This window comes from Janthinobacterium sp. GW460-12-1-14-LB5 (assembly GCF_059423585.1).
In genome coordinates, this window is record NZ_JBWKYD010000011.1 from 127,782 (window position 1) to 147,428 (window position 19,647).

At 62.6% G+C, this 19,647-nt stretch carries 24 protein-coding genes; 12 read left to right on the plus strand and 12 right to left on the minus strand.

From position 1 onward, the window contains the following. Positions 1 to 73 precede the first annotated feature (73 nt). Positions 74 to 1,048 (plus strand): OmpA family protein, encoded by a 975-nt coding sequence (locus tag AC07X6_RS13435; protein ID WP_494791285.1) that lies wholly within the window; start codon positions 74 to 76, stop codon positions 1,046 to 1,048. 70 nt (positions 1,049 to 1,118) lie between these two features. Beyond that, positions 1,119 to 2,066, plus strand: coding sequence for a YihY/virulence factor BrkB family protein (locus AC07X6_RS13440; protein WP_494791286.1), 948 nt, complete (start codon positions 1,119 to 1,121; stop codon positions 2,064 to 2,066). Positions 2,067 to 2,126: 60 nt separating this feature from the next. Here the strand turns inward: AC07X6_RS13440 and AC07X6_RS13445 are convergent, their stop codons facing one another. The 3 genes from AC07X6_RS13445 to AC07X6_RS13455 form a co-directional block, all read right to left on the minus strand. Then, positions 2,127 to 3,323, minus strand: coding sequence for an AI-2E family transporter (locus AC07X6_RS13445; protein ID WP_442908094.1), 1,197 nt, complete (start codon positions 3,321 to 3,323; stop codon positions 2,127 to 2,129). 72 nt (positions 3,324 to 3,395) lie between these two features. Then, the gene (locus AC07X6_RS13450) at positions 3,396 to 3,707 is read right to left on the minus strand and encodes a BON domain-containing protein (protein WP_070224920.1); all 312 of its coding nucleotides are present in this window, start codon (positions 3,705 to 3,707) and stop codon (positions 3,396 to 3,398) included. Positions 3,708 to 3,789: 82 nt separating this feature from the next. Further along, positions 3,790 to 4,347, minus strand: coding sequence for a hypothetical protein (locus AC07X6_RS13455; RefSeq protein WP_474290276.1), 558 nt, complete (start codon positions 4,345 to 4,347; stop codon positions 3,790 to 3,792). Positions 4,348 to 4,612: 265 nt separating this feature from the next. Between AC07X6_RS13455 and AC07X6_RS13460 the strand changes: the two genes are divergently transcribed. Genes AC07X6_RS13460 through AC07X6_RS13470 form a run of 3 tightly spaced genes read left to right on the plus strand, consistent with a single transcriptional unit; the run spans position 4,613 to position 5,618 of the window. Further along, positions 4,613 to 5,059 carry an outer membrane lipoprotein gene (locus tag AC07X6_RS13460; protein WP_230541770.1) on the plus strand — a complete coding sequence of 149 codons (447 nt, stop codon included), beginning with the start codon at positions 4,613 to 4,615 and terminating at the stop codon, positions 5,057 to 5,059. 59 nt (positions 5,060 to 5,118) lie between these two features. Beyond that, positions 5,119 to 5,271 carry a DUF3309 family protein gene (locus tag AC07X6_RS13465; RefSeq protein ID WP_010396415.1) on the plus strand — a complete coding sequence of 51 codons (153 nt, stop codon included), beginning with the start codon at positions 5,119 to 5,121 and terminating at the stop codon, positions 5,269 to 5,271. A 44-nt stretch (positions 5,272 to 5,315) separates the two neighbouring features. After that, positions 5,316 to 5,618: a hypothetical protein gene (locus AC07X6_RS13470; RefSeq protein WP_494791287.1), complete on the plus strand. Its 303-nt coding sequence runs from the start codon at positions 5,316 to 5,318 to the stop codon at positions 5,616 to 5,618. Positions 5,619 to 5,642: 24 nt separating this feature from the next. Here the strand turns inward: AC07X6_RS13470 and AC07X6_RS13475 are convergent, their stop codons facing one another. The 7 genes from AC07X6_RS13475 to AC07X6_RS13505 form a co-directional block, all read right to left on the minus strand. Continuing rightward, a complete protein-coding gene (locus AC07X6_RS13475) occupies positions 5,643 to 6,797 on the minus strand; it encodes a patatin-like phospholipase family protein (protein ID WP_494791288.1) in 1,155 nt (384 codons plus the stop codon). A 160-nt stretch (positions 6,798 to 6,957) separates the two neighbouring features. Beyond that, a complete protein-coding gene (locus AC07X6_RS13480; protein ID WP_494791289.1) occupies positions 6,958 to 7,296 on the minus strand; it encodes a hypothetical protein in 339 nt (112 codons plus the stop codon). A 21-nt stretch (positions 7,297 to 7,317) separates the two neighbouring features. Further along, the gene (locus AC07X6_RS13485) at positions 7,318 to 7,704 is read right to left on the minus strand and encodes a phage holin family protein (RefSeq protein ID WP_230541773.1); all 387 of its coding nucleotides are present in this window, start codon (positions 7,702 to 7,704) and stop codon (positions 7,318 to 7,320) included. A gap of 17 nt (positions 7,705 to 7,721) precedes the next feature. Then, the gene (locus AC07X6_RS13490) at positions 7,722 to 8,024 is read right to left on the minus strand and encodes an ElaB/YgaM/YqjD family protein (RefSeq protein ID WP_034758939.1); all 303 of its coding nucleotides are present in this window, start codon (positions 8,022 to 8,024) and stop codon (positions 7,722 to 7,724) included. A 58-nt stretch (positions 8,025 to 8,082) separates the two neighbouring features. Beyond that, a complete protein-coding gene (locus AC07X6_RS13495) occupies positions 8,083 to 8,619 on the minus strand; it encodes a ferritin-like domain-containing protein (protein ID WP_070224913.1) in 537 nt (178 codons plus the stop codon). Positions 8,620 to 8,811: 192 nt separating this feature from the next. Continuing rightward, positions 8,812 to 9,711 carry an OmpA family protein gene (locus AC07X6_RS13500; RefSeq protein WP_230541774.1) on the minus strand — a complete coding sequence of 300 codons (900 nt, stop codon included), beginning with the start codon at positions 9,709 to 9,711 and terminating at the stop codon, positions 8,812 to 8,814. 25 nt (positions 9,712 to 9,736) lie between these two features. Continuing rightward, positions 9,737 to 10,141, minus strand: a complete 405-nt coding sequence (locus tag AC07X6_RS13505) for a DUF4398 domain-containing protein (RefSeq protein WP_077401548.1) — start codon at positions 10,139 to 10,141, stop codon at positions 9,737 to 9,739. Between the two features lie 252 nt (positions 10,142 to 10,393). Between AC07X6_RS13505 and AC07X6_RS13510 the strand changes: the two genes are divergently transcribed. Both AC07X6_RS13510 and AC07X6_RS13515 read left to right on the plus strand, forming a co-directional pair. After that, positions 10,394 to 12,433 (plus strand): AsmA family protein, encoded by a 2,040-nt coding sequence (locus AC07X6_RS13510; protein ID WP_494791290.1) that lies wholly within the window; start codon positions 10,394 to 10,396, stop codon positions 12,431 to 12,433. Positions 12,434 to 12,613: 180 nt separating this feature from the next. Then, complete coding sequence (locus AC07X6_RS13515) at positions 12,614 to 12,832, plus strand: YMGG-like glycine zipper-containing protein (protein ID WP_494791291.1); 219 nt, start codon at positions 12,614 to 12,616, stop codon at positions 12,830 to 12,832. A 96-nt stretch (positions 12,833 to 12,928) separates the two neighbouring features. On the opposite strand, the gene AC07X6_RS13520 is transcribed toward AC07X6_RS13515, so the two are convergent. Next, positions 12,929 to 13,705, minus strand: coding sequence for a Crp/Fnr family transcriptional regulator (locus AC07X6_RS13520; protein WP_230541776.1), 777 nt, complete (start codon positions 13,703 to 13,705; stop codon positions 12,929 to 12,931). 185 nt (positions 13,706 to 13,890) lie between these two features. On the opposite strand from AC07X6_RS13520, the gene AC07X6_RS13525 reads away from it, so the two are divergent. The 4 genes from AC07X6_RS13525 (at position 13,891) to AC07X6_RS13540 (ending at position 16,140) form a co-directional block, all read left to right on the plus strand. Further along, a complete protein-coding gene (locus tag AC07X6_RS13525) occupies positions 13,891 to 14,559 on the plus strand; it encodes an outer membrane lipoprotein (protein WP_494791292.1) in 669 nt (222 codons plus the stop codon). A 168-nt stretch (positions 14,560 to 14,727) separates the two neighbouring features. Beyond that, the gene (locus AC07X6_RS13530) at positions 14,728 to 14,973 is read left to right on the plus strand and encodes a hypothetical protein (protein ID WP_474290266.1); all 246 of its coding nucleotides are present in this window, start codon (positions 14,728 to 14,730) and stop codon (positions 14,971 to 14,973) included. A 183-nt stretch (positions 14,974 to 15,156) separates the two neighbouring features. After that, positions 15,157 to 15,303, plus strand: a complete 147-nt coding sequence (locus AC07X6_RS13535) for a lmo0937 family membrane protein (protein ID WP_010396376.1) — start codon at positions 15,157 to 15,159, stop codon at positions 15,301 to 15,303. Between the two features lie 201 nt (positions 15,304 to 15,504). Further along, positions 15,505 to 16,140 (plus strand): YiaD family glycine zipper/OmpA-like lipoprotein, encoded by a 636-nt coding sequence (locus AC07X6_RS13540; RefSeq protein ID WP_442908098.1) that lies wholly within the window; start codon positions 15,505 to 15,507, stop codon positions 16,138 to 16,140. Between the two features lie 70 nt (positions 16,141 to 16,210). On the opposite strand, the gene AC07X6_RS13545 is transcribed toward AC07X6_RS13540, so the two are convergent. Beyond that, positions 16,211 to 19,054: a M16 family metallopeptidase gene (locus AC07X6_RS13545; protein ID WP_494791293.1), complete on the minus strand. Its 2,844-nt coding sequence runs from the start codon at positions 19,052 to 19,054 to the stop codon at positions 16,211 to 16,213. A 350-nt stretch (positions 19,055 to 19,404) separates the two neighbouring features. Here AC07X6_RS13545 and AC07X6_RS13550 point away from each other — a divergent pair, with 350 nt between their 5' ends. Further along, positions 19,405 to 19,629, plus strand: coding sequence for a hypothetical protein (locus tag AC07X6_RS13550; RefSeq protein ID WP_494791294.1), 225 nt, complete (start codon positions 19,405 to 19,407; stop codon positions 19,627 to 19,629). Positions 19,630 to 19,647 lie beyond the last annotated feature (18 nt).

The window sequence follows — 19,647 nt, forward strand, 5'->3', positions numbered from 1 at the left end:
TAGCAATAGCATGTCTGGCAGTTGTCGCATTGATGCAGTAGAGAAAATCTCTTATCAACGTTGGGAGTTACTTGTGAATAATCTAAAAAAAATCGCCGTTGCCGCCGCAGTACTGTGCTCCGCCCTCGGCGCACAGGCCCAGGAAATCAATCCTTCCTGGTACATTCAACCCAGCCTCAACGCACTCAAGCCAGATTCCGACTTCGCCACGGATAAAACCGGCTATGGCGCAGGCTTGCGTTTCGGCAAACCTGTTTCCCAGGACTGGGATATCCAACTGGGCACCACGTATGCCCGCTCCAAGGATGGCCAACAGCGCTACCAGCAAAATACGCTGGGCGTAGACGGCCTGTACATGTTCTCGCGCAAAGCCTTCCGCCCCTTCCTGCTGGTCGGTGCCGGTATGCAGCGCGACAAGGACACCAGCTTTGCCTTCGGCGAACGCAGCAAGAGTTCGCCATACGCCAGCGTCGGCCTGGGCTTCCAGTCCACCATCAATGATCAATTGTCGTTCCAGGCTGACGTGCGCAATGTGCACGGTTTCCTGCGCGGCAATACCTTCGACCCGAGCAGCAAGTCGAACAACTACTACGTCACCGTGGGCCTGAACTTCGCGTTCGACAAACCGCCTGCACCGCCGCCACCACCGCCACCGCCGCCAGCACGCTTTGAAAAAGTGACGATGTCGGCAACGGAACTGTTCGCGTTCGACAGCGCCAAGCTGGGTCCGACACAGACCAAGCTCGACGAAATCGCCCGCGTGCTGAACGCAGCGCCGGACGTCAACAACGTCGTCATCAGCGGTTATGCCGACCGCATCGGTTCGCCCAAGTACAACCTGAAACTGTCGCAGCAGCGCGCTGACGCCGTCAAGGAATACCTGGTCGCCCATGGCGTCGCCGCCAACCGCCTGACGGCCGAAGGCAAAGGCTCCACCAATCCTGTCGTCACCTGCGATAACAAGAAACGTGCCGACCTGATCAAGTGCCTGGAACCGAACCGCCGCGTTGAAGTGGAACAGATCACCATCGAACGCCGCGTGCAGTAAGCTGAACGGTGGTACGCCACTTGTAAATAAAAAAAGGGGCTCGCGCCCCTTTTTTGCATTGAAAGCCATCATGAATTTTTCTACCCGCTATCCCAGGCTGGCCGGCCTGGCGCCGCTCAGCAAACAAATGCGCAGCGTCATCGTCTGCTCCGTCACCGAATGGCTGGAACACCGCGCCTCGAGCAAGGGCGCGGCCCTCGCCTATTACACCCTGTTTTCCATCGCTCCCATCCTCGTGCTGGTGATCGCCATCGCCGGCTTTTTCTATGGCCCGGCCGCCGCGCGCGGCGAGCTGATGGGGCAACTGCAGGGTTTGCTTGGCACGCAGGGCGCCGAAGCCATCCAGCTGGTGCTGGCCGGCGCGAAGAACCATGAGCAAGGCCGCATCGCCACCCTCATCGCCAGCGCCCTGCTGCTGTTTGGCGCCACCAGCGTGTTTGCGGAACTGAAGGCCAGTCTCGATGAAATCTGGCAAGTGCCGCCATTGAAAGAGGCAGGCGCCTGGGACATGCTGCGCACGCGTTTGCTGTCCTTCGGCCTCGTGCTGGTGCTGGCCTTCCTGCTGATGGTGTCGCTGGTGGTGAACGCGGCCATGGCCATCCTCGCCAACTTCTGGGAAGGCGTGTGGAAAGACACGGCCGTGCTGTTTACCATTTTGTCGAACCTGATCGGCTTTGCCGTCATCGCCAGCCTGTTTGCCGTCATCTATAAAATGCTGCCGCGCGTGCGCCTGTCCTGGCGTGACGTGCTGATCGGCGCCATCGGCACGGCCTTCATGTTTTCACTGGGAAAATACGCGATTGGCGTGTATATCGGCAACAGCGGCGTGGCCAGCAGCTATGGCGCGGCCGGTTCGCTGGTGGCCCTGCTGCTGTGGGTGTATTACTCGGCGCAAATCTTCTTCCTGGGCGCCGAATTCACGCGCCAGTTCGCCCTGCAGCTGGGCAGCATGAAGGATATGCCGAAGACGGACGATGGCGACGTGCAAGTCAAGATACTGAAACGCCATCAGTCCTGAGCAGGCTGACGCATGTCAAAACGGCGCCCGCGGGCGCCGTTTTTCTTGTGCTGCCGCAAACTATTCGCCCAGCAGCTCGGCCACCACTTCCATGCCCTGCACGCGCTCAGCCACGACCTTCACGATGACGATGATGGGCACGCCCAGCAGCAAGCCCCAGACGCCCCACAGCCAGCCCCAGAACAGCAGGCTGATGAAGACAGCCGTGGGATTCATGCGGGCGATGCGCCCCGTCATCCAGGTGGTCACAAAGGTACCCACCAGGGTGGCGATGGCCATCGACGTGCCCGTCACCAGCAAGACCATTTCCAGTGATTCGAACTGTAAAAAGGCGACCAGGCCCGTGGCGATGGTGATGAGCAGCGGGCCGAAATACGGCATGATGTGCAGCAAGCCGGCCACGATGGCCCAGGCGCCCGCGTTTTCCAGGCCAATCACGCGCAGGGCGATCCACATCAGGACGGCCAGCAAGACATTCGTGACGAGCAGCATGAACATATAGTTCTGGATCGAGGTATTGATGTCTTCCAGGATGTGCACGGTGACCTTCTTGCGGCTCAGTGACGGCCCCGTCAGTTTGACGAGCTTGCGCTTGAAGGTGTCGCCCGACAGCAGCAGGAAAAACACGAGGAAGATGACCATGGTGGCCTGGCTGAGAAAACCCACCAGGCCCAGCGAACCGGCCCAGACCCAGTCCATGATCTTGAAGTTGGGCGCCTCGGCGGCGGCGGCGCGGCGGTTGTTGCGGCGCGCTTCGGCGCCGGCGGCCACTTGCTCGATTTCATTGGCCACGGCCTGCATTTTCTGGAAGGTGCTGTTCTTGCCGCCCGTACTGGCGGCGATCAGCCGCGACAGTTTATGCGTGGCGGCCGGCAACTCTTCCACGATGGATTCGAATTCGCCCTGCACGCGCTCGACGACGACGATGGAGCCGAACAGGATCAGGGCCGTGACGGCCGTGGCGCCGATGGCGCGCGGCAGGCGCAGCTTTTCCAGCCAGGCGACGACGGGATTGAGGGTATAGGCAATGAAAATGCCGAAGATGACGGGAATGAGGAATTTCTGTGCCCACTGCAGCGCATAGATGAAGCTGACGGTGGCGATGATGCCCAGGGCCATGCCGCGCGCATGGACGTGCAGCGGCAAACGCAGGGATGCGTCTGGCTGCTCCACGGGCGCGCCGGGAGGTGGCCCGGCAGGCTCGGTGGAGGCAGCCGCCACCGGCTCGGGCGGGGTATCTGTAGGCTGGATATGCATGCGATTCCCGCGACGGTCGGTGGAGGGCCGCAGGGCCAGCCGTGGGGCTGGCCGCTGCGGCAGTTCATGCCATTACTTGACGCGGATGTCGTTTTTCACCGACTTCACGCCCTTGACGCCACGGGCAACTTCGCCCGCTTTGGCGGCATCGGCTGGCTGCGCAACGAAGCCGCTCAGCTGAACCACGCCCTTGAAGGTTTCAACGTTGATTTCCGTCGATTTCAGGGTCGGCTCATTGAAGATGCTGGCTTTTACCTTGGTGGTGATGGCCGCGTCGTCCAGGTACTCGCCCGTGCCTTCCTTGGTTGGGGTGGAAGCGCAACCTGCAACGGCGAACAGGGAAGCGACGAAAAGGCCAGTAGCGATCGATTTAGTGAATTTCATGGTGGTTTCCTTAGGAGTGGTCAATCAATGTGCTCACAATGAGCTTCTTATACCAGTGTGGTGACTGTGCGCCGGAGGGAGCTCAGTAGCCAAACTGGGTTTTTGCAGCCTTGATACAGTCATCCTTGGCTGCGCCGGCCAATGCATCGCATTTTTCTGTCGCGACCTTGTACTCGGCTTTTCTTTTTGCTTCACGCGCATCGCTGCGCGCTTCGATGACTTTCTTGTCCGCCTTGGCGTCGGCCAGGGCCGCCACCTTGGTGGACTTGGCCAGCTTGACGCAGACATCCTTGTCGTTGCCCGTCAGCGCATTGCAGCGCGCCAGGTCGACGTCGTAGTTGGCATCGGCAATCTTGATGCGCGCCTTGGTGTAGGCACGCAGGGTATTCGTATATTGCGCCTGAGCAACTGCTTCATCATAGGCGCGCACGGCCTTCGCTTCGGCGATGCAGACGTCCTTCGGGTTGCCCGTGATTTTTTCGCATTCGGCGTGTGCCAGCTTGTAATTCAGGCCCGCCTGTTCATTGGCAGCCTTGTAGGCCGCTTTCGCTTCCGGCGTGGCAGCCACTGCCTGGCCGCCCCAGGCGGCGCACGCCAGGCTGACGACGATGGCGGTGAAAAGCTTGTTCTTGTTGTGCATGTATTTCTCCCTGGTGGTGACAAGCATGTCTGCTTGGCATGACTACCGTTTTACGTGGATCGCCGCCGCTCTTCTGTACGCTGCCGTACACAAGTAATTTATTTTGAAAGCGGAAGGCAGACAGGGAGAAATAACAACGTTTTGCAGGATCGCGCCAGCCAAAGATGTCATTTAAGCAGCAAATAGGTACGTGCGGCAGCGTACAGACCGGAGGCACGGGCCTGACTAAGATGGCCCTACACCCTCACCTCGTCAGGAGAATAAAATGAAAACCAACGCCACCTTGGCTGCACTGATGCTCGCCGCCACCGCCGTACTCAGCGGTTGCGCCACCGGCCCTACCCAGTCACAACAGTATTACCCGGCCAACCAGCCTGAGTCCGCCATGTATGGCACTGTCGACTCCATCCAGATCGTGCAAGGCGGCGGACAGACCAGCGGCGCCGGCGCCGTGGTCGGCGGCATCGCCGGCGCCCTGCTGGGCAACACCATCGGCTCGGGCAGCGGCCGCACGGCCGCCACCGTGGCGGGCGCCGTCGCCGGCGGCGTGGTCGGCAACCAGGTGGAAGGCCGCAAGCAGCAAGCGCAGGCTTACCAGATCAGCGTACGCCTCGACAACGGCGAATACCGCACCGTGGTGCAGGACAACGCGAATGATTTGCGCCCGGGCAACCGCGTACGCGTCGTTGACGGCCGCGTCTACCGCTATTAATCCACTGGCCAGGCTTGCCAGCAAGCCCGCGCCGGACCATGCACCAACAAGGAGATACCATGGGCACCATCATTCTGATCATCTTGATCCTGGCCCTGGTCGGCGTCCTGCCCACCTGGCCGCATAGCCGCAACTGGGGTTACGGCCCCAGCGGCATCGCCGGCCTGGTCGTAGTGATACTGATCCTGCTATTACTGACGGGCAGGTTGTAAAAAAAGGCGCTACGGCGCCTTTTTTATTTCAAGGAGGAAATATCATGACTATCCACAACACACTCTTGGCCACCCTGTTCGCTTGCAGCGTGGCACCATTGGCACTGGCCCAGACGGCCACGCCGCAGCCGGGCGACCCGCAACGCTGGTATCAGGAAGACAGCACGGCGCAAGCCCAGCTGCGCACCCTGCGCAAGGAAATCAGCGCCGCCCTGGCCGAGGCCAAGAAAGCTTGTCGTCTGGAGCCGTCCGCCGCGCGCGCCAGCTGCCTGAAGGAGGCACAGGATACGTACCGGCAAGACATGGCGAACGCGGAAAAACTGCGCGCAGCGGCGCATCCGCAGTGATTTGCCGTTTCCGGCAAGGCCTGATCAGGCGGCGTCGCGCTCGTATGGCGGCAATTCGTGCACCACGAGCGGCGTGTCTTCCGTGACAAAGGCGAGCCAGCCGGCCGCCTTGATCGCGCGCAAGGCATCCTGGTAGCCCTGCTCCCAGCGCCACTCGATGGAGCCCTTGGAAAAGTTGATGTCCTTGGCCGCCATATGCCAGTCGCGCCCCGCGTACGGCAGGCGCACGATGTGCATGGTGCTGTCGCAGCCCAGCGCCGCCAGTTCTTCGGCCTGGCGGTGGCTGTGCGCGTCCTCGGGCAGGCGGGCGTACAGTTCCCGCAGCTTGTGCTGCAGAGTATGCGTGTTGACGTAATCCTCGATGTGGCGTTTCGAGCGCGACGCGAAGGTGACGTCCTTTTGCCGCGTCTGCACTTCATCGAGGGTCGTCGGTTCCGGCCCTTCCGAACTCCACAAATCGACCATGAAGACGAGCGTGTCGACGTGGGGCGTATCGTCGAGCACGGTTTCCAGCGGGGTGTTCGAGTACAGGCCGCCATCCCAATATAAATCGCCATCGATCCGCACACCGGCGAAGCCGGGCGGCAAGGCGCCGCTGGCGCGGATGTGGTCGGCCGTCAACGGTTGCTGCTGGCTGTCGAAACTGGTGAGGCTGCCGCATTTGACGCGCAGGGCGTTGACCGTCAGGCGCATGCCGCCCGGCTGGTTCAGGTAATCGAAGTCGACCAGTTCACCGAGCGTGCTGGCCAGCTCGCCCGTATCGTAGAAGCTCGCTTCTTCCGGCTTGACGGCAATTCCGGCGGGAAACAGGCTGAATGCGCGCGGCTTGAAGAAGCCGGGCACGCCGCGCAGCACCGTATCGAGCGTGGCCAGCCAGATGTTCGAGCGGCGTTGCTGGTCAGAAACAAGGTTCATGTCGATGCTGTCGCGGTGCGCCACGCGCTGCCAGAACTGTTTTAGGCGCACGAGCCGGTCTTCGTGTTTGTTGCCTGCCAGAATGGCGGCATTGATGGCGCCGATCGAGGTGCCCACCACCCAGTCGGGCGCCAGGCCATGTTCGTGCAAAGCGTGGTAGACGCCGGCCTGGTAGGCGCCCAGTGCGCCGCCGCCTTGCAGCACCAGCACGATGCGCAGGCGCGAAGGATTTAACTGATTGATCGGTGTCTTCGCATTCGTCATCAAGATGGCCCCTCTGTCCGCCGCGCGGAATGCGGCGTGAATCATTGTAAGGGATTGTGCGCGCTTTAAGGAATTGTGCGCGCTTGCGCGTGCGCGCGTCGGACGTTGCGTACAGGCAAAAAAAACGCCGTCGATGACGGCGTTCCTGTGCGGCTGGCGTTCAGCGCTTGCGGCGCAGCCAGCTGGCGGCAATGGCGGCCACGGCCACGAGGACCAGGGCCGGCTTCACCAGCTTCTTGCGTCCGATAAACGATAACGCCGTCAGCACATAAGGCATGGCACCTTGCAAACGCATGCCGCCCGGTGCCAGCAGGGATTCGACGCGGTGGCCGGCAAAGCCGACCGCCGTTTCGACCACGCCCTGCAGCATCGATTCGGGACGCAAGGCATAGCCCACGTTGGCGCGCGCATGCACGATGCCCACGCGGTACATCTCGCCCTGGGCGATCAGCAGGCGCTTGCGGGCGGCTTGCGCCGCCAGTTTGTCGTTTTCCGACATGAATTCTCCTCGTAGGGCAGCTTACATCAGCATGTCGCGGTCGGCCTTCAATTCCGCCATGGTGGCGGGCATGGACAGCCGTCCTTGACGCAGCATGGCGCGCGCATACATGACCAGGCCGATGGCCAGCAGTACGAACACGACCGTCATGATCGCCAGGATCTTCCAGCCCAGGCTATCCCAGGCCAGGAAGACGATCAGCACGCTGCCGTAAGCGATGGCAAACAAGCCCGCCACCGTCGCCAGCGCGAAAATGACAATCAGCTGCAACACGTGATTGCGCACTTCCGACAGTTCGATGGTGGCCAGTTCCAGCCGCGACAACATCAGTCCGACGGCGTTCTTGGCCAGGCCGGCAACCGAACCGATCAATCCCGGCCCCTGGTGAGACGAAGCAGACTTGTCCATATCGCTCCTGAGTGGGATTACTTGCGGCCCAGGATGAAGCCGACCAGCACGCCGACGCCAGCGGCGACGGCCACCGTGCGCCATGGGTTTTCCTTGACATAACCGTCTGCCTGGGCAGCCATCTGCTTGGTGGCGACGATGGCCGACGCTTGCGCTTCGTGTGCCTTGGCCAGGGCGGCGTCCAGGGTTTTCATGCCCTTGATGCGCACTTCGTCGGCTTTTTCGCCCGTCAGGGCGGCAGCGGCGCTGAACAGGGCTTGCGCATCCTTGACCAGGGTTTTGACATCGTTATTGACGGTGGTGATATTGTTTTCCAACATGGTTTAGCTCCTTAGCTGTGGATGAATGTAGTTACTATACCTACTTTACTCAAAAACACTATTCCATTAGATCGCGCATATCATCGGCGTGCTCTTCCTCGACAGCCATGATTTTGATCAACAAATGGCGTGTCGTCGGGTCTTTGTCGCCAATTTTCACGATCATCTGGCGATACGACTCGATCGCTACCCGTTCCGCGATCAGATTGGCACGCACCATGCTTTGCACGTCTTCGGAGTCATCATACTCGGCATGGCTGCGCGCAAGCAATGTTGCAGGATTAAAATCTGGCTTGCCATTCAATTGCACGATGCGTTCGGCCAGCCAGTCGGCGTGCTCCTGCTCCTGTTGCGCATGCTCAAGGAACTCGGCCTTGATGGTGCCATTGTCGCGCCCGCTCACGGTGTAGTAATGGCGTTTATAGCGCGCAATACACACCAGTTCGGTGGCCAGCGCCCCATTCAACAGGGTGATCAACTCCTGGCGGTCGCCCTGGTAGCCGGCCGTCACGGCGCCGTCGTCCAGGTTTTTGGCGGCCGCGCGGATGGCGGCCGTATCGATGCCAGCTGGAATCTCAACAGATGTTTGGGTCATGATGCTTCCTTTCAAGTATTGCATGGGTATCCACCGGCCAACCTTCGGCCGGTGCTGCCTACTAACAAATCAAACGCCAGGCAAAACCGTCGCGAGCGGCAGTGAATTGTGGCCGAGAAGCGGAGCTGTGCTATAGCACAGTGAGCATCGGAGGCCGCAAGCCGCGACGCGCAGCAGGTTTGGCCTGGTGTTTTAACGGCGGGCAGGAATGGCCGTATTATCTTCCGACAAGACAATTTCCACCCGGCGATTCAGCTGGCGGTTCGCCGCCGTATCGTTGCCGGCGGCCGGATAAGCGGCGCCATAGCCTTTCGTGGCGATGCGGTCGCGGCTGATGCCTTGCTCCAGCAGCGCATTGCGCACGGATTCGGCACGGCGTTGCGACAATTCCAGGTTGTGCGCGGAGCCGCCCGTGCTATCCGTGAAGCCTTCGATCAGCACGGTGCGCTGCGGGTTGTTTTTCAGCACGTCGGCCAGCTTGCGCGCCGTATTCGCGCCATCGGCCGTCAGGTTTGCCTTGTCCGTGCCAAACAGCACGTCACCCAGGGTAATGACCATGCCGCGTTCCGTTTTCTTGGCGGCCAGGTCGGCCAGCTGCGCTTCCAGTCCGGCGGCGCGGGCTTGCGCATCGCGTGCCGACGCTTCGGCCGCTTGCGCCTGTGCCTTGGCCGCTTCCGCATCGGCTTGCGCCGACTGGGCGCGGGCCGTGGCCTGGTCAGCCTGCTGCGTGCGGGCATCGAGGCGCAACTGGTCGCGCTGCTTGCCGGCATTGGCGATATCGGCTTCGGCGGCTTTCTGCTTGGCGACTTCTTGCGCCGTGGCTATCTTTTGCTTGGCCAGGTAGGCCAGCTTGTCGACTTTTTCGCTGTCATCCTGGCGCGTGGCGGCAGCGTTGGCCGCTTCCAGTGCAGCGCTCGCTTCGCGGAATTCGCGCGGCGCATAGGTCGACACCAGCGGGTTCGATTGCGCCGCCATGTAGTCGCCGCGCGTCTGGTCGAGCAGGCTGGTGGTGGTCGGTGCGGAGCTGCAGGCGGCAACGAGGGCGGCCATGGCCAGCAGGCCGGGAATGGTGGTGTAGGTAGCTTTTTTCATGATGGAATCCTGTTCTTCTTGTTAGTTATTGTTTCGGGGCTTGCTGGTTGGCACGGTCGAGTTCTTCGCGCATGACGCGGATGTTCTCGTTGATTTCATCGGCGGCGCTGGTGGCCTTGGCCGAGTTGGCCTTGCTTTGCGCCAGCTTGGCATCGGCTTGCGCCTGGTCGGCCAGGTCGCGCGCCAGCTTGTAGTCGCGGTCTTTCAGCGCTTGGTTGGCCATGCGCATTTTTTCGCGGGCCGAACGCATTTCATCGGGTGCCAGGTCGGCAGCGCCGGCGCTGGCAGCGTTATCGACTGCGGCGCGCGACACGGCGACGTCGGCCGTGGCCGGCGTTTTCAGGCTGGAACAGCCCGTCATCAGGACAACGGCGGTGAGGCAAGCGGCCAGAGCGGTCATGGGGGTGTTGATGAAATCTCGGTTTGTCATTTTTCTTCTCCTGGAGAATGTGATTGATGTGTAACAGGTGGAACGAATCAGGAACTGCGTTTGATGTATGACGTTATAGGCCCCGGCTCCCCGCATATCCGTTCGGTGCCGCACATAGAGTAGGAAATCGACAATACTTGCATGGGCAACGTGCGCCAGCGCACGCGCCGGGCCGCAAAAGCGAGAAACGGGCCCGGCTTGACAGCGATTCCTGTAGCATCGTGAATACTTGTCCAGAAAGAATCGTCGCCCATGCAACTGTCTCGCCGCCAGAAAATCGCCCTCGCCAGCACCGCCGTGCTCGTCGCCCTGCCCGTCACGGCGTCCATCGTCCTGCTGAACATGGACTGGAACCGCGCCAAGCCCTGGCTCAATGCGCGCGCCAGCGACGCGCTGGGACGGCCGTTTGCCATCGAGGGCGACCTGGCGCTGACGTGGCAGCAGCCAGGCAAGGCAGCAGGGGAAAAAACCTGGCGCGACTATCTGCCCTGGCCGCACCTGCAGGCCAAGGACGTGCGCCTGGGCAACCCGAGCACCATGGCCGGGACGGATGGCCAGGCGCAACTGGCCAGCGTGGGCCAGCTGGCGTTCTCGCTCAATCCCCTGGCCTTGTTGGAGAAGAAGATCATCATCCCGCAATTGCGCTTCGACACGCCGCAGGTGCGCTTGCTGCGCAGCAAGGATGGCAAGAACAACTGGACCTTCGACAAGCAGGACCAGCCGTCGCCGTGGCAGCTGGAGCTGCAAAGCGTGGTCTTCAGCAAGGGCAGCGTGACCTTGGACGACGGCGTCAGCAAAACGGCGATGCGCGCCGACGTCGACACCATCGCCGGCGATGCGCGCTACGGCATCGCCTGGAAACTGTCCGGCACCTACCGCGGCGAAAGCGTCCAGGGCGGCGGCAAGGCGGGCGGCGTGCTGTCGCTGCAGCAGCAAGGCACGCCCTTCCCCATCCAGGCCGACATGCGCGCGGGCGGCAGCAGCGTAGCCATCGAAGGCACGCTGACGCGCCCCGCCGACCTGGCGGCGCTGGACGTGCGCCTGAAGCTGTCCGGCCCCAGCATGGCCCGGCTGTATCCCTTGACGGGCGTGCTGCTGCCGGAAACGCCGCACTTCAGCACGGAAGGCCATTTGACGGGCACCCTGGCGCCGCGCGGCGGCGAATGGGTATACGACAAGTTCAGCGGCAAGGTGGGTTCCAGCGACATCAGTGGCAAGCTGGCCTTTTCCGCCAGCACGCCGCGCAAGCGCCTGACGGGCGACGTCCACTCGCGCCTGCTGCAATTTTCCGACCTGGGTCCGCTGGTGGGCGCCGATTCCAGCGCCAGCAAGAAGGAACGGGGCGTGCCGTCCACGCAGCCGGCCGGCCGGGTCTTGCCGGTGGAAACCTTCAAGACGGAGCGCTGGACCAGCCTGGACGCCGACGTGCGCTACACGGCCGATAAAATCACGCGCGACGCCGAGTTGCCGATCAGCAAGCTCGACACGCACGTGGTGCTGACGGACGGCGTGCTGTCCTTGACGCCGCTCAACTTCAACGTGGCGGGCGGCACCCTGACGTCGCAAATCAAGCTCGACGGCAGCGGCAAGGTCATCGCCAACGGCATCGCGGCCGAACTCAAGGCCAGCGCGCGCCATCTGCACATCCAACAACTGTTTCCCCGCTTGCCGGCCCTGCAAGCGAGCGTGGGCGAGATCAATGGCGACGCTTCGCTGTCGGCCACGGGCAATTCCGTCGCCAGCCTGCTGGGCAGCTCGAACGGCGAAGTGCGCGCGCTGATCAACCGGGGCAGCATCAGCAAGCTGCTGCTGGAAGAAATGGGCTTGAATATCGGCAGTGTCGTGCTGGCCAAGCTGGCTGGCGACAAGCAGGTCAAGCTCAATTGCATGGCCGCCGACTTCACCGTCACCAAGGGATTGATGCGCACGCGCCAGTTCATCGTCGACACGGATGACGCCGTCCTGCATATCGACGGCACGGTGAACCTGGCCGATGAACGGCTGGACCTGACCCTGCGGCCCGACAGCAAAGGCTTGCGCATCTTTTCGCTGCGCTCGCCCCTGTATGTGCACGGCACCTTCAGCAAGCCCGACGTGAGCGTCGACAAGGGCGTGCTGGCCCTGCGCGCCGGCGGCGCCCTGGCGCTGGCCGTGGTGGCGCCCGTGGCGGCGCTGCTGCCGCTGGTCAATACCGGCCCCGTCGAGGACAGCGAATGCGCGGCCCTGCTGGCCCAGGCGCGCGTGAAACCGGTGGCGCCGAAACCGGGCAAGGCGCCGCGCAAAAACCGTTAAGAAATACGCAGCCGTGCACGATTACAATTGTTACACCCCTATGTGCGTTGCCGAACAGACCCTGCCTTGTCACAATCCTATTCTGTGATCGTGCCTGAAACACCCAAGACGTGGCGATACGAAGTCCCCCGGCCCATACCATGCCGGCGCCACGAGGTCCGAATTCATAGGAGAACTATCATGCAAATCATTAAAAAAATCGCCGCTACCACTTCCGTTGCCGCCCTGCTGCTGAGCCTGACCGCTTGCGCCAACATGTCCGGCCAGGATAGAAACACGGCCATCGGCGCTGGTGTCGGCGCCGTTGCCGGCTCCGTGCTGACGGGCGGCAGCGCCGTCGGCGCAGTCGGCGGCGCCGCCGTCGGCGGCGTGATCGGCAACCAAGTCAAGCCGAAGTAATCGGCCATCCGAAAAGCGGGGTGGGCGCCCAGGCGCCTGCCCCGCTTTTTTGCGTCCGGCTTCCGTTGACGACATTGAAAAGTTATTCCGAGGAAATTAGACGAAGACGTTGGCCATGCCGATGGCGCCGCTATCCTTGACCAGCTCGTAGCAGCGGCAAGACACGGCTTCCAGGCCGGCCGAATCGAGGATCTCGATATTGCCGCGGCTGTAGGTGATGAGTTTTTGCTGTTGCAGCGCGCTGGCCGCCTTGGTCACGCCGACGCGCCGCACGCCCAGGGTATGGGCGAGGAATTCATGGGTCAGGTGAAATTTTTCGGATTGCAGGCGGTCGCGCGTGATCAGCAGCGAACGGGCCAGGCGCGCCTCGAGCACGTGGAAGCGGCTGCACACGGCGATCTGGATGGCTTGCGCCAGCAAGGTGTCCGTGTAGCGGTACAGCAGGCGCTGCAGGGAATCGAGCTGGGCGAACTCGGCGCAGAAATCGGCCCGCGCGATGCGGCTGGCCGTGCCGGAACGTTGCACCACGGCACGCACTTGCGCCAGATCATGGCCCAGCGCGACGGAAGCGCCCAGCACGCCTTCGCGGCCGACGGAGCCCACTTCCAGGGTCATCCGGCCTTCCGCCACGGCCAGCAGCGAGATCAGGCAATCGCCGGGGAAATAAATGTGGCCGATCGGCTGGCCCGGTTCGTACAGCACCTCGCCCACCTCGACCGTGACGGTATGGAACAGCGCCGTCAGGTGCCGCAAGTCGTGCTCGGGCAGGCTGGCCAGCAAGCGGTTGCCTGCGTCAAGCGCGCCCGCAGGCGTGCCCAGGCCGGATCGGCCTGCGTCGCGGGACAGGGTCATGCTGGCAGTCGTTGGTGGCATTGCTTTTCCTTGGTGTCGTTACAACTCGACATAATTTTTACCTAGCCTACGGTGCCGTACCACCCCTGTATGTACGGTGACGCACGGAAGCGGGGCAAGCGGCGCAGCACACTGGCAATACACGCGAATCGCACGGATAACACGCACTACCCATTTCATTATTTATAAAAACCAAGGAGCTTTCCATGACCACCACCACCAAATCCCTCCATCCGCTGGTACTTGCCGCCGCCGTCGCCGTCCTGCTGTTTTGCGGCGTGGGCACGGCAGCCCTGATGGGCTGGCTGCCTTCGTCCCAGGGAGATAGCCAGCCCCTGGCGGCCAGCACCTCAGCCGAGCAAATGGCCAACCTGCAGGCAAACCAGCCGCCAGCAAACTTGCAACCGGCCGGCGCGCAGCCGCTGGCCGCCCTGCCGCCACAGCAGCAGCAGCAGCAGCAGCAGCCCGTGCGCCAGCCGCAGCCGCAGCAGCCACCACCGCAGCAATACGCGGCGGCCCCGGCCCCGGCACCGCAGGTGTGCAGCAATTGCGGCGTGGTCGAAGCCATCCATGAAGTCAATACGCGCGCCGAAGGCAGCGGCGTGGGCGCGGCCGGCGGCGCCGTCGTCGGCGGCTTGCTGGGCAACCAGGTGGGCGGCGGCCATGGCAAGCAACTGGCCACCGTGCTGGGTGCCGTCGGCGGCGCCGTGGCCGGCAACCAGATCGAAGGCAGCGTGCGCGCCACGCGCAGCTACAACATCGTCGTGCGCCTCGATAACGGCAAGACGCGCACCGTGCACCAGAGCGCCGCGCCGAACTGGCGCCAGGGCGACCGCGTGCGCGTCGTCAACGGCGGCTTGCGCGCCATCGGCTAAGAGAAGCGCGGCGGCGCCGCTGCCGCGATGCGTGGCAAATCCAACACACGCCCGGCCTGTCCGGGCGTTTTCTTTTTGACAATGTTCGTTGGCGTACAGATGAGTTTGCCGTGACGCGAGATGATGCATTCAGGAAAGTTCAACGGATATTCCCCTCAAGGAGCGGCGATGGAAAACGACAAGACAGGCAGCAACAGGATCTGGCTGGGTTTTATCGGCGGCGGCATCCTGGCCACCGCGCTGGGCTTCTGCGCGCTGGACCTGGCGCCAGCGCAAGCGAGCGCACCCGTGTTCGGCGTGATGCTGCTGCTCACCGGCGGCATGCTCAGCTGCCTGGCGGGCGCCGTCGGCATGGCCGGCATGCTGGCGTGGCTGCCCGGCATGGCCGACGAACATGCCGACCGGCCCCGATAGTTGAGACTTGTGTACGACAGCGTACAGAACGCAAGGGAAACAAAGTAGACACTAAGTCATGGCATCAGCGTTCAGCGAACCAATCGCCGCGCAATGACAAGAACCGATGACGGCGCCATGCGCCAGCGCCTTCCAGGCCTGGGCCGCCGCCGTCATCCACACATTACTCTCGGAGGACATATCATGTTGTATACAATCGCCGTCGTACTCATTATTCTTTGGCTGCTGGGCCTGGTAACTTCCTATACCATTGGCGGCTTCATCCACATTCTGCTGGTAGTCGCCGTGATCATGGTCCTGCTGCGCCTGATCAGCGGGCGCGGTTTATAGAGGCCTGTTTACTGGCCAGACAAGGCGGCGCGCGTGCAAACGGGCGCCGCTTTTTTTGCATACGATGTGCGTGCTGGCAAGCAGCGCCATTTTGCAGTAACGTGTGCAGGTAATTCCTGGGTATGTCCCAATAACAAAACAAGGAGAAAATCCATGAAAGTAGCATTCAAAAAAGGCCCTGGCGCCAAATCCCTGATCGGCATGCTGGTGATCGCGCTGGCCGCCACCGGCTGCGCGGATATGTCCTCAACGCAACGTGGCACGGCCACGGGCGCGGGCATCGGCGCAGGCCTGGGCGCCCTGATCGGCGGCACCACCGGTGGCGGCAGCAGCGGCCGCACGGCCGGCGGCGCCCTGATCGGTGCCGCAGCTGGCGCCGTGGTCGGCAATATCTGGTCGAACCGCATGGAAAACCAGAAGCGCGCCATGGAGCAAGCCACGCAGGGTACTGGCGTGCAAGTGTCGCAGACGTCCGATAACCGCCTGAAAATGGAAATCCCGAGCGACATTTCCTTCGATACCAACCGCGCCGACATCAAGGGCAACTTCCGCCCGATTCTCGACCGCTTTGCCGCCACCCTGAATGAAAACCCGAACACGACGGTCAGCATCATCGGCCACACGGACAGCACGGGCAGCGATTCCATCAATGAACCGCTGTCAGTGGAACGCGCCGCCCACACGCGCGACTACCTGGCCATGCGCGGCGTCTCGCCGACGCGCGTCGTCACGGAAGGCCGCGGCGCCCGCGAGCCGATCGCCTCGAATGCGGATGCATCGGGACGCGCACGCAATCGCCGCGTGGAAATTTACGTCGCGGAATTAGCACCGCGCTAAGTTGACTCGCATCAATAAAAAAACCCGCTGGCAATTACATTGCCAGCGGGTTTTTTCCATCTAAAACAGCTTACTTCGACGTCGTTGCCTTCGCGCCGCTTTCACCCTCTTTCGCCACCTTGGCAAAATCGCCCGCCGTCACGACCGACACGGCCGCTGGCTTCAGGTACTCGCGCAAGCCCTGGTTCACTTGCGCCAGGGTCAGGGCCGCCACTTTCGCTTCCAGGTCCTTGTCGTAGGCCATGGTACGGTCTTCGGCAAGGTAGCCGGCCAGTTCGCGCGCCAGGCCGCTGTCCTGCGTGCGGCCCACTTCCTGCGATTGCAGCCAGCCTTTCTTCGCTTCCGCCAGTTCCTCTTGCGTAAAGCCGTCGGCCAGCGCCTTGGCGATTTCCTCGCGCAGGGCCGCTTCCACCTTGACGGTGTTTTGCGGCGCGCTGATGGCGTAGGCCATCCAGTAGCCGGCCGGTTCGCGCGACGGCACGGACACTTGCGAGCCGACGCCGTACGACAGGCCTTCCTTCTGACGGATGCGGTCGGCCAGGCGGCTGCGCAAGGCGCCGCCGCCGAGCATGTGGTTAGCCATCAGCAAGGCGGGGTAGCTGGCGGCATCATCCTTGAGGGGAACCGGCTGAATGGCGAACAGCACGCTGTTGGCCTTGTCCGGCGTTTCCAGGGTGACTTTCTCGCCGCTGACGGGCTTGACGGCGTCGGGAATGCGCACGTAGGGCTGCTGCGCCTTCCAGCTGCCGTACAGGCTGGTCACTTGCGCCTTCAGCGCGGCCGGGTCAAAGTCGCCCACGGCGGCAAAAGTGGCATTCGACGCGCCATAGTAGGCGCCATGGAAGGCTTTCACATCGGAAACCTTGATGGCTTTCCATTGCGCCAGCTCCGCCGGCAAGGTAGCCACGTGGCGCACATGGCCTTCCGGCGTGGCGTCGAGCAGGCGGCGGAAGGCGTTCACGGCCAGCGGCTGCGGTTCAGGCAACTCCTGCTCGGCGCGGCCCACGCGCTCGCGCTGCAATTCCAGGAATTCCGTCTCGTTCAGGGCCGGCTTTTGCAGCACTTGCGCCAGCAGGTCCATGGCGGCCGGCAAGTTCTCGCGCTTGCCCGTCAGCATGGCGGTCACGCCTTCGGCGCCACCGGAGATGGCCACTTGCATGCCCAGCTGGTCGAACTTGTCCTTCACTTCCTGGCGCGACAGTTTATCCGTGCCGCGCGACAACAAATTGGCCGTGTAGCTGCCCACTTGCCCCTTGCCGCGCAAGCTTTCTTCGCTGCCGAGCTGCAATTTCAATACGACGCTGACGTTGCTGCCCTTGGTTTTCTTCGGCAGCAAGGCGCCCTTCAAGCCGTTCGGCAAGGTGAAGCGCGTGGTGCGCGCCTCGATATTGTCGGGGCTGGGGTCGAACGCTTCGCCCTGCGCCACCACGGCGCGGCCCGTGTAGCCGGCCAGCTGCGGCGCCACGTCGGCGTAGGCCGGCACGATGGTGCGGTCCGGCGCATCGGTGGGGATGAAACGGCCCAGGGTACGGTTCGAGCTCTTCAGGTATTTCTCGGCCGCCGCCTGCACTTGCGCCGTCGTCAGCTTGTCGAGCTGGTCGCGCTGCAGGAAGAACAGACGCCAGTCGCCGGCCGCCAGGGACTCCGTCAGGGCGATCGTCATGCGCGCCGTATTCGAGGTGATCAGTTCCACCTGCTTGTTCAGCTGCTGTTTCACGCGCGCCACTTCCGCATCCGTGATCGGCTGCGATTTCAGCTCTTCCAGCACTTTCAGCATGGCAGCTTGCGCTGCGTCAAGGTTGCCATCGACGGGCACGAGCGCGCCGAACAGGTTGTAGCCCGGTTCCAGGTTGCTCACCGAGTTGTATTCGATCTTGCTGGCCAGCTTGGTTTCCACCAGCGCCTTGTGCAGGCGGCCGGCGGGCGCATCGGTCAGCACGTGGCCCAGCACCTCGATGGCGACGGCGTCCGGGTTGCCGGACGGCGCCACGTGGTAGCCGGCGCCGACGAATTGCGTGCCGCCGCTGCGGCGCACCGTCACGGCGCGCTCGCCATCCTGCACGGGTTCGGCCGTGTAGGTCGGTTCGATCACGCGCGTCGGTTTCGGGATCTTGCCGAACAAATCATTGATCTGCTTCAAGACCTTGGCTTCATCGAAGCGGCCCGCCACCATCAGCACGGCGTTATCCGGCTGATAATATTTATGATAAAACGCGCGCAAGCGGGGAATATTCACCTGCTCGATGTCGGAGCGGGCGCCGATGGTCGACTTGCCATAGTTGTGCCAGTCGTAGGCGATGGCCTGGATGCGTTCGCTGGTCACGCCGATCGGGTCGCTCTCGCCCATCTCGAACTCGTTGCGCACGACCGTCATTTCGCCTTTTTTCGTGACGGGGTTCCACAGGTCGTTCTGGTCGATGGCCGCGTTGACCATGCGGTCCGCTTCCATGGCCAGCATCTGGCGCAGGTTGTCGTCGTTGGCGGGGAAGGTGGCGTAGTAATTGGTGCGGTCGTACCAGGTGGTGCCGTTGAACTGGGCGCCCGTCGAGTTCAGGATCTCGACGGGGGTTTTCGTGCCCTTCCTGACGCCAAAGTTGGCGCTGGGCTTGAACAGCAAGTGTTCGAGCAAGTGGGCCATGCCCGTTTCGCCATAGTTTTCATGGCGCGAGCCGACCAGGTAGACGATGTTGGTGGTGAGCGTAGGCTTGCTGGCGTCGGGGAACAGCAGCACGCGCAAGCCGTTGGCCAGGCGGTATTCGGTGATGCCTTCGACAGACGTGACCTTGACGGCGGCACGGTTGGGCGCAGCCTTGCCGGCTTTCTGGACCGGCGCCGCTTCCACTGGGGTGGCGGCAAGGATGAACGAAGGCGAGAGGATGCCGGCGGCAAGCAGGAGGGCGGTAATTGGTTTCAAGGCAAAGTCCTGGTAACACTACGTTATTAGACAAGCGCAAAAGCGGGCGCAATGGAATACAAGCGCAAGAATTGCCACAGGCCCGCGCTGCGTCTTCGCTGCCAGGGGAAATGATTGCTCTCGCAATTTACGGCATACTTATCAGTTACGCAAGTCCTGTCATCGAGCTGTTATTTTCCCGTGTTATACTCCACGGTTCCAGAACTATCTGCCTGTATATGAGACGAGCTCTCGTCCTGCTCTGCCTTTTTGTTTTCATTGCGTTACCCCAGGCGTTCGCCAGCATGGCTTACGCCAGTCCTTCCCCATTCCAGCACCTTGACGTCGCAGTCGCGGCCGGCGCTGCCGCCATGCCTGCCTCCGATTGCCTCGACCCCAGCGTCCATGCCGGCTTGCCCGGCGACAGCTGCGACGCCGACGAATGCGACAACGATCCCATCACGCTGTACCCGACCTCGCGCCAGGGCGCGCCGTTTTGCGCCATCATTTGGCAAGCGGGACCGGGGGCACTTGCCGAAGCGGACGCGCGGCTGGCCACCCGGCCGCCGCGCGTCCGCCATCACATCACACATTAGCAACATCATTCCCTGGGG

Bases quoted from the DNA above. Each gene is read 5' to 3' on its own strand.
- AC07X6_RS13440 (WP_494791286.1), top strand. From the start codon at position 1,119: ATGAATTTTTCTACCCGCTATCCCAGGCTGGCCGGCCTGGCGCCGCTC.
- AC07X6_RS13445 (WP_442908094.1), bottom strand. From the start codon at position 3,323: ATGCATATCCAGCCTACAGATACCCCGCCCGAGCCGGTGGCGGCTGCC.
- AC07X6_RS13450 (WP_070224920.1), bottom strand. From the start codon at position 3,707: ATGAAATTCACTAAATCGATCGCTACTGGCCTTTTCGTCGCTTCCCTG.
- AC07X6_RS13455 (WP_474290276.1), bottom strand. From the start codon at position 4,347: ATGCACAACAAGAACAAGCTTTTCACCGCCATCGTCGTCAGCCTGGCG.
- AC07X6_RS13460 (WP_230541770.1), top strand. From the start codon at position 4,613: ATGAAAACCAACGCCACCTTGGCTGCACTGATGCTCGCCGCCACCGCC.
- AC07X6_RS13465 (WP_010396415.1), top strand. From the start codon at position 5,119: ATGGGCACCATCATTCTGATCATCTTGATCCTGGCCCTGGTCGGCGTC.
- AC07X6_RS13470 (WP_494791287.1), top strand. From the start codon at position 5,316: ATGACTATCCACAACACACTCTTGGCCACCCTGTTCGCTTGCAGCGTG.
- AC07X6_RS13475 (WP_494791288.1), bottom strand. From the start codon at position 6,797: ATGACGAATGCGAAGACACCGATCAATCAGTTAAATCCTTCGCGCCTG.
- AC07X6_RS13480 (WP_494791289.1), bottom strand. From the start codon at position 7,296: ATGTCGGAAAACGACAAACTGGCGGCGCAAGCCGCCCGCAAGCGCCTG.
- AC07X6_RS13485 (WP_230541773.1), bottom strand. From the start codon at position 7,704: ATGGACAAGTCTGCTTCGTCTCACCAGGGGCCGGGATTGATCGGTTCG.
- AC07X6_RS13490 (WP_034758939.1), bottom strand. From the start codon at position 8,024: ATGTTGGAAAACAATATCACCACCGTCAATAACGATGTCAAAACCCTG.
- AC07X6_RS13495 (WP_070224913.1), bottom strand. From the start codon at position 8,619: ATGACCCAAACATCTGTTGAGATTCCAGCTGGCATCGATACGGCCGCC.
- AC07X6_RS13500 (WP_230541774.1), bottom strand. From the start codon at position 9,711: ATGAAAAAAGCTACCTACACCACCATTCCCGGCCTGCTGGCCATGGCC.
- AC07X6_RS13505 (WP_077401548.1), bottom strand. From the start codon at position 10,141: ATGACAAACCGAGATTTCATCAACACCCCCATGACCGCTCTGGCCGCT.
- AC07X6_RS13510 (WP_494791290.1), top strand. From the start codon at position 10,394: ATGCAACTGTCTCGCCGCCAGAAAATCGCCCTCGCCAGCACCGCCGTG.
- AC07X6_RS13515 (WP_494791291.1), top strand. From the start codon at position 12,614: ATGCAAATCATTAAAAAAATCGCCGCTACCACTTCCGTTGCCGCCCTG.
- AC07X6_RS13520 (WP_230541776.1), bottom strand. From the start codon at position 13,705: ATGCCACCAACGACTGCCAGCATGACCCTGTCCCGCGACGCAGGCCGA.
- AC07X6_RS13525 (WP_494791292.1), top strand. From the start codon at position 13,891: ATGACCACCACCACCAAATCCCTCCATCCGCTGGTACTTGCCGCCGCC.
- AC07X6_RS13530 (WP_474290266.1), top strand. From the start codon at position 14,728: ATGGAAAACGACAAGACAGGCAGCAACAGGATCTGGCTGGGTTTTATC.
- AC07X6_RS13535 (WP_010396376.1), top strand. From the start codon at position 15,157: ATGTTGTATACAATCGCCGTCGTACTCATTATTCTTTGGCTGCTGGGC.
- AC07X6_RS13540 (WP_442908098.1), top strand. From the start codon at position 15,505: ATGCTGGTGATCGCGCTGGCCGCCACCGGCTGCGCGGATATGTCCTCA.
- AC07X6_RS13550 (WP_494791294.1), top strand. From the start codon at position 19,405: ATGCCTGCCTCCGATTGCCTCGACCCCAGCGTCCATGCCGGCTTGCCC.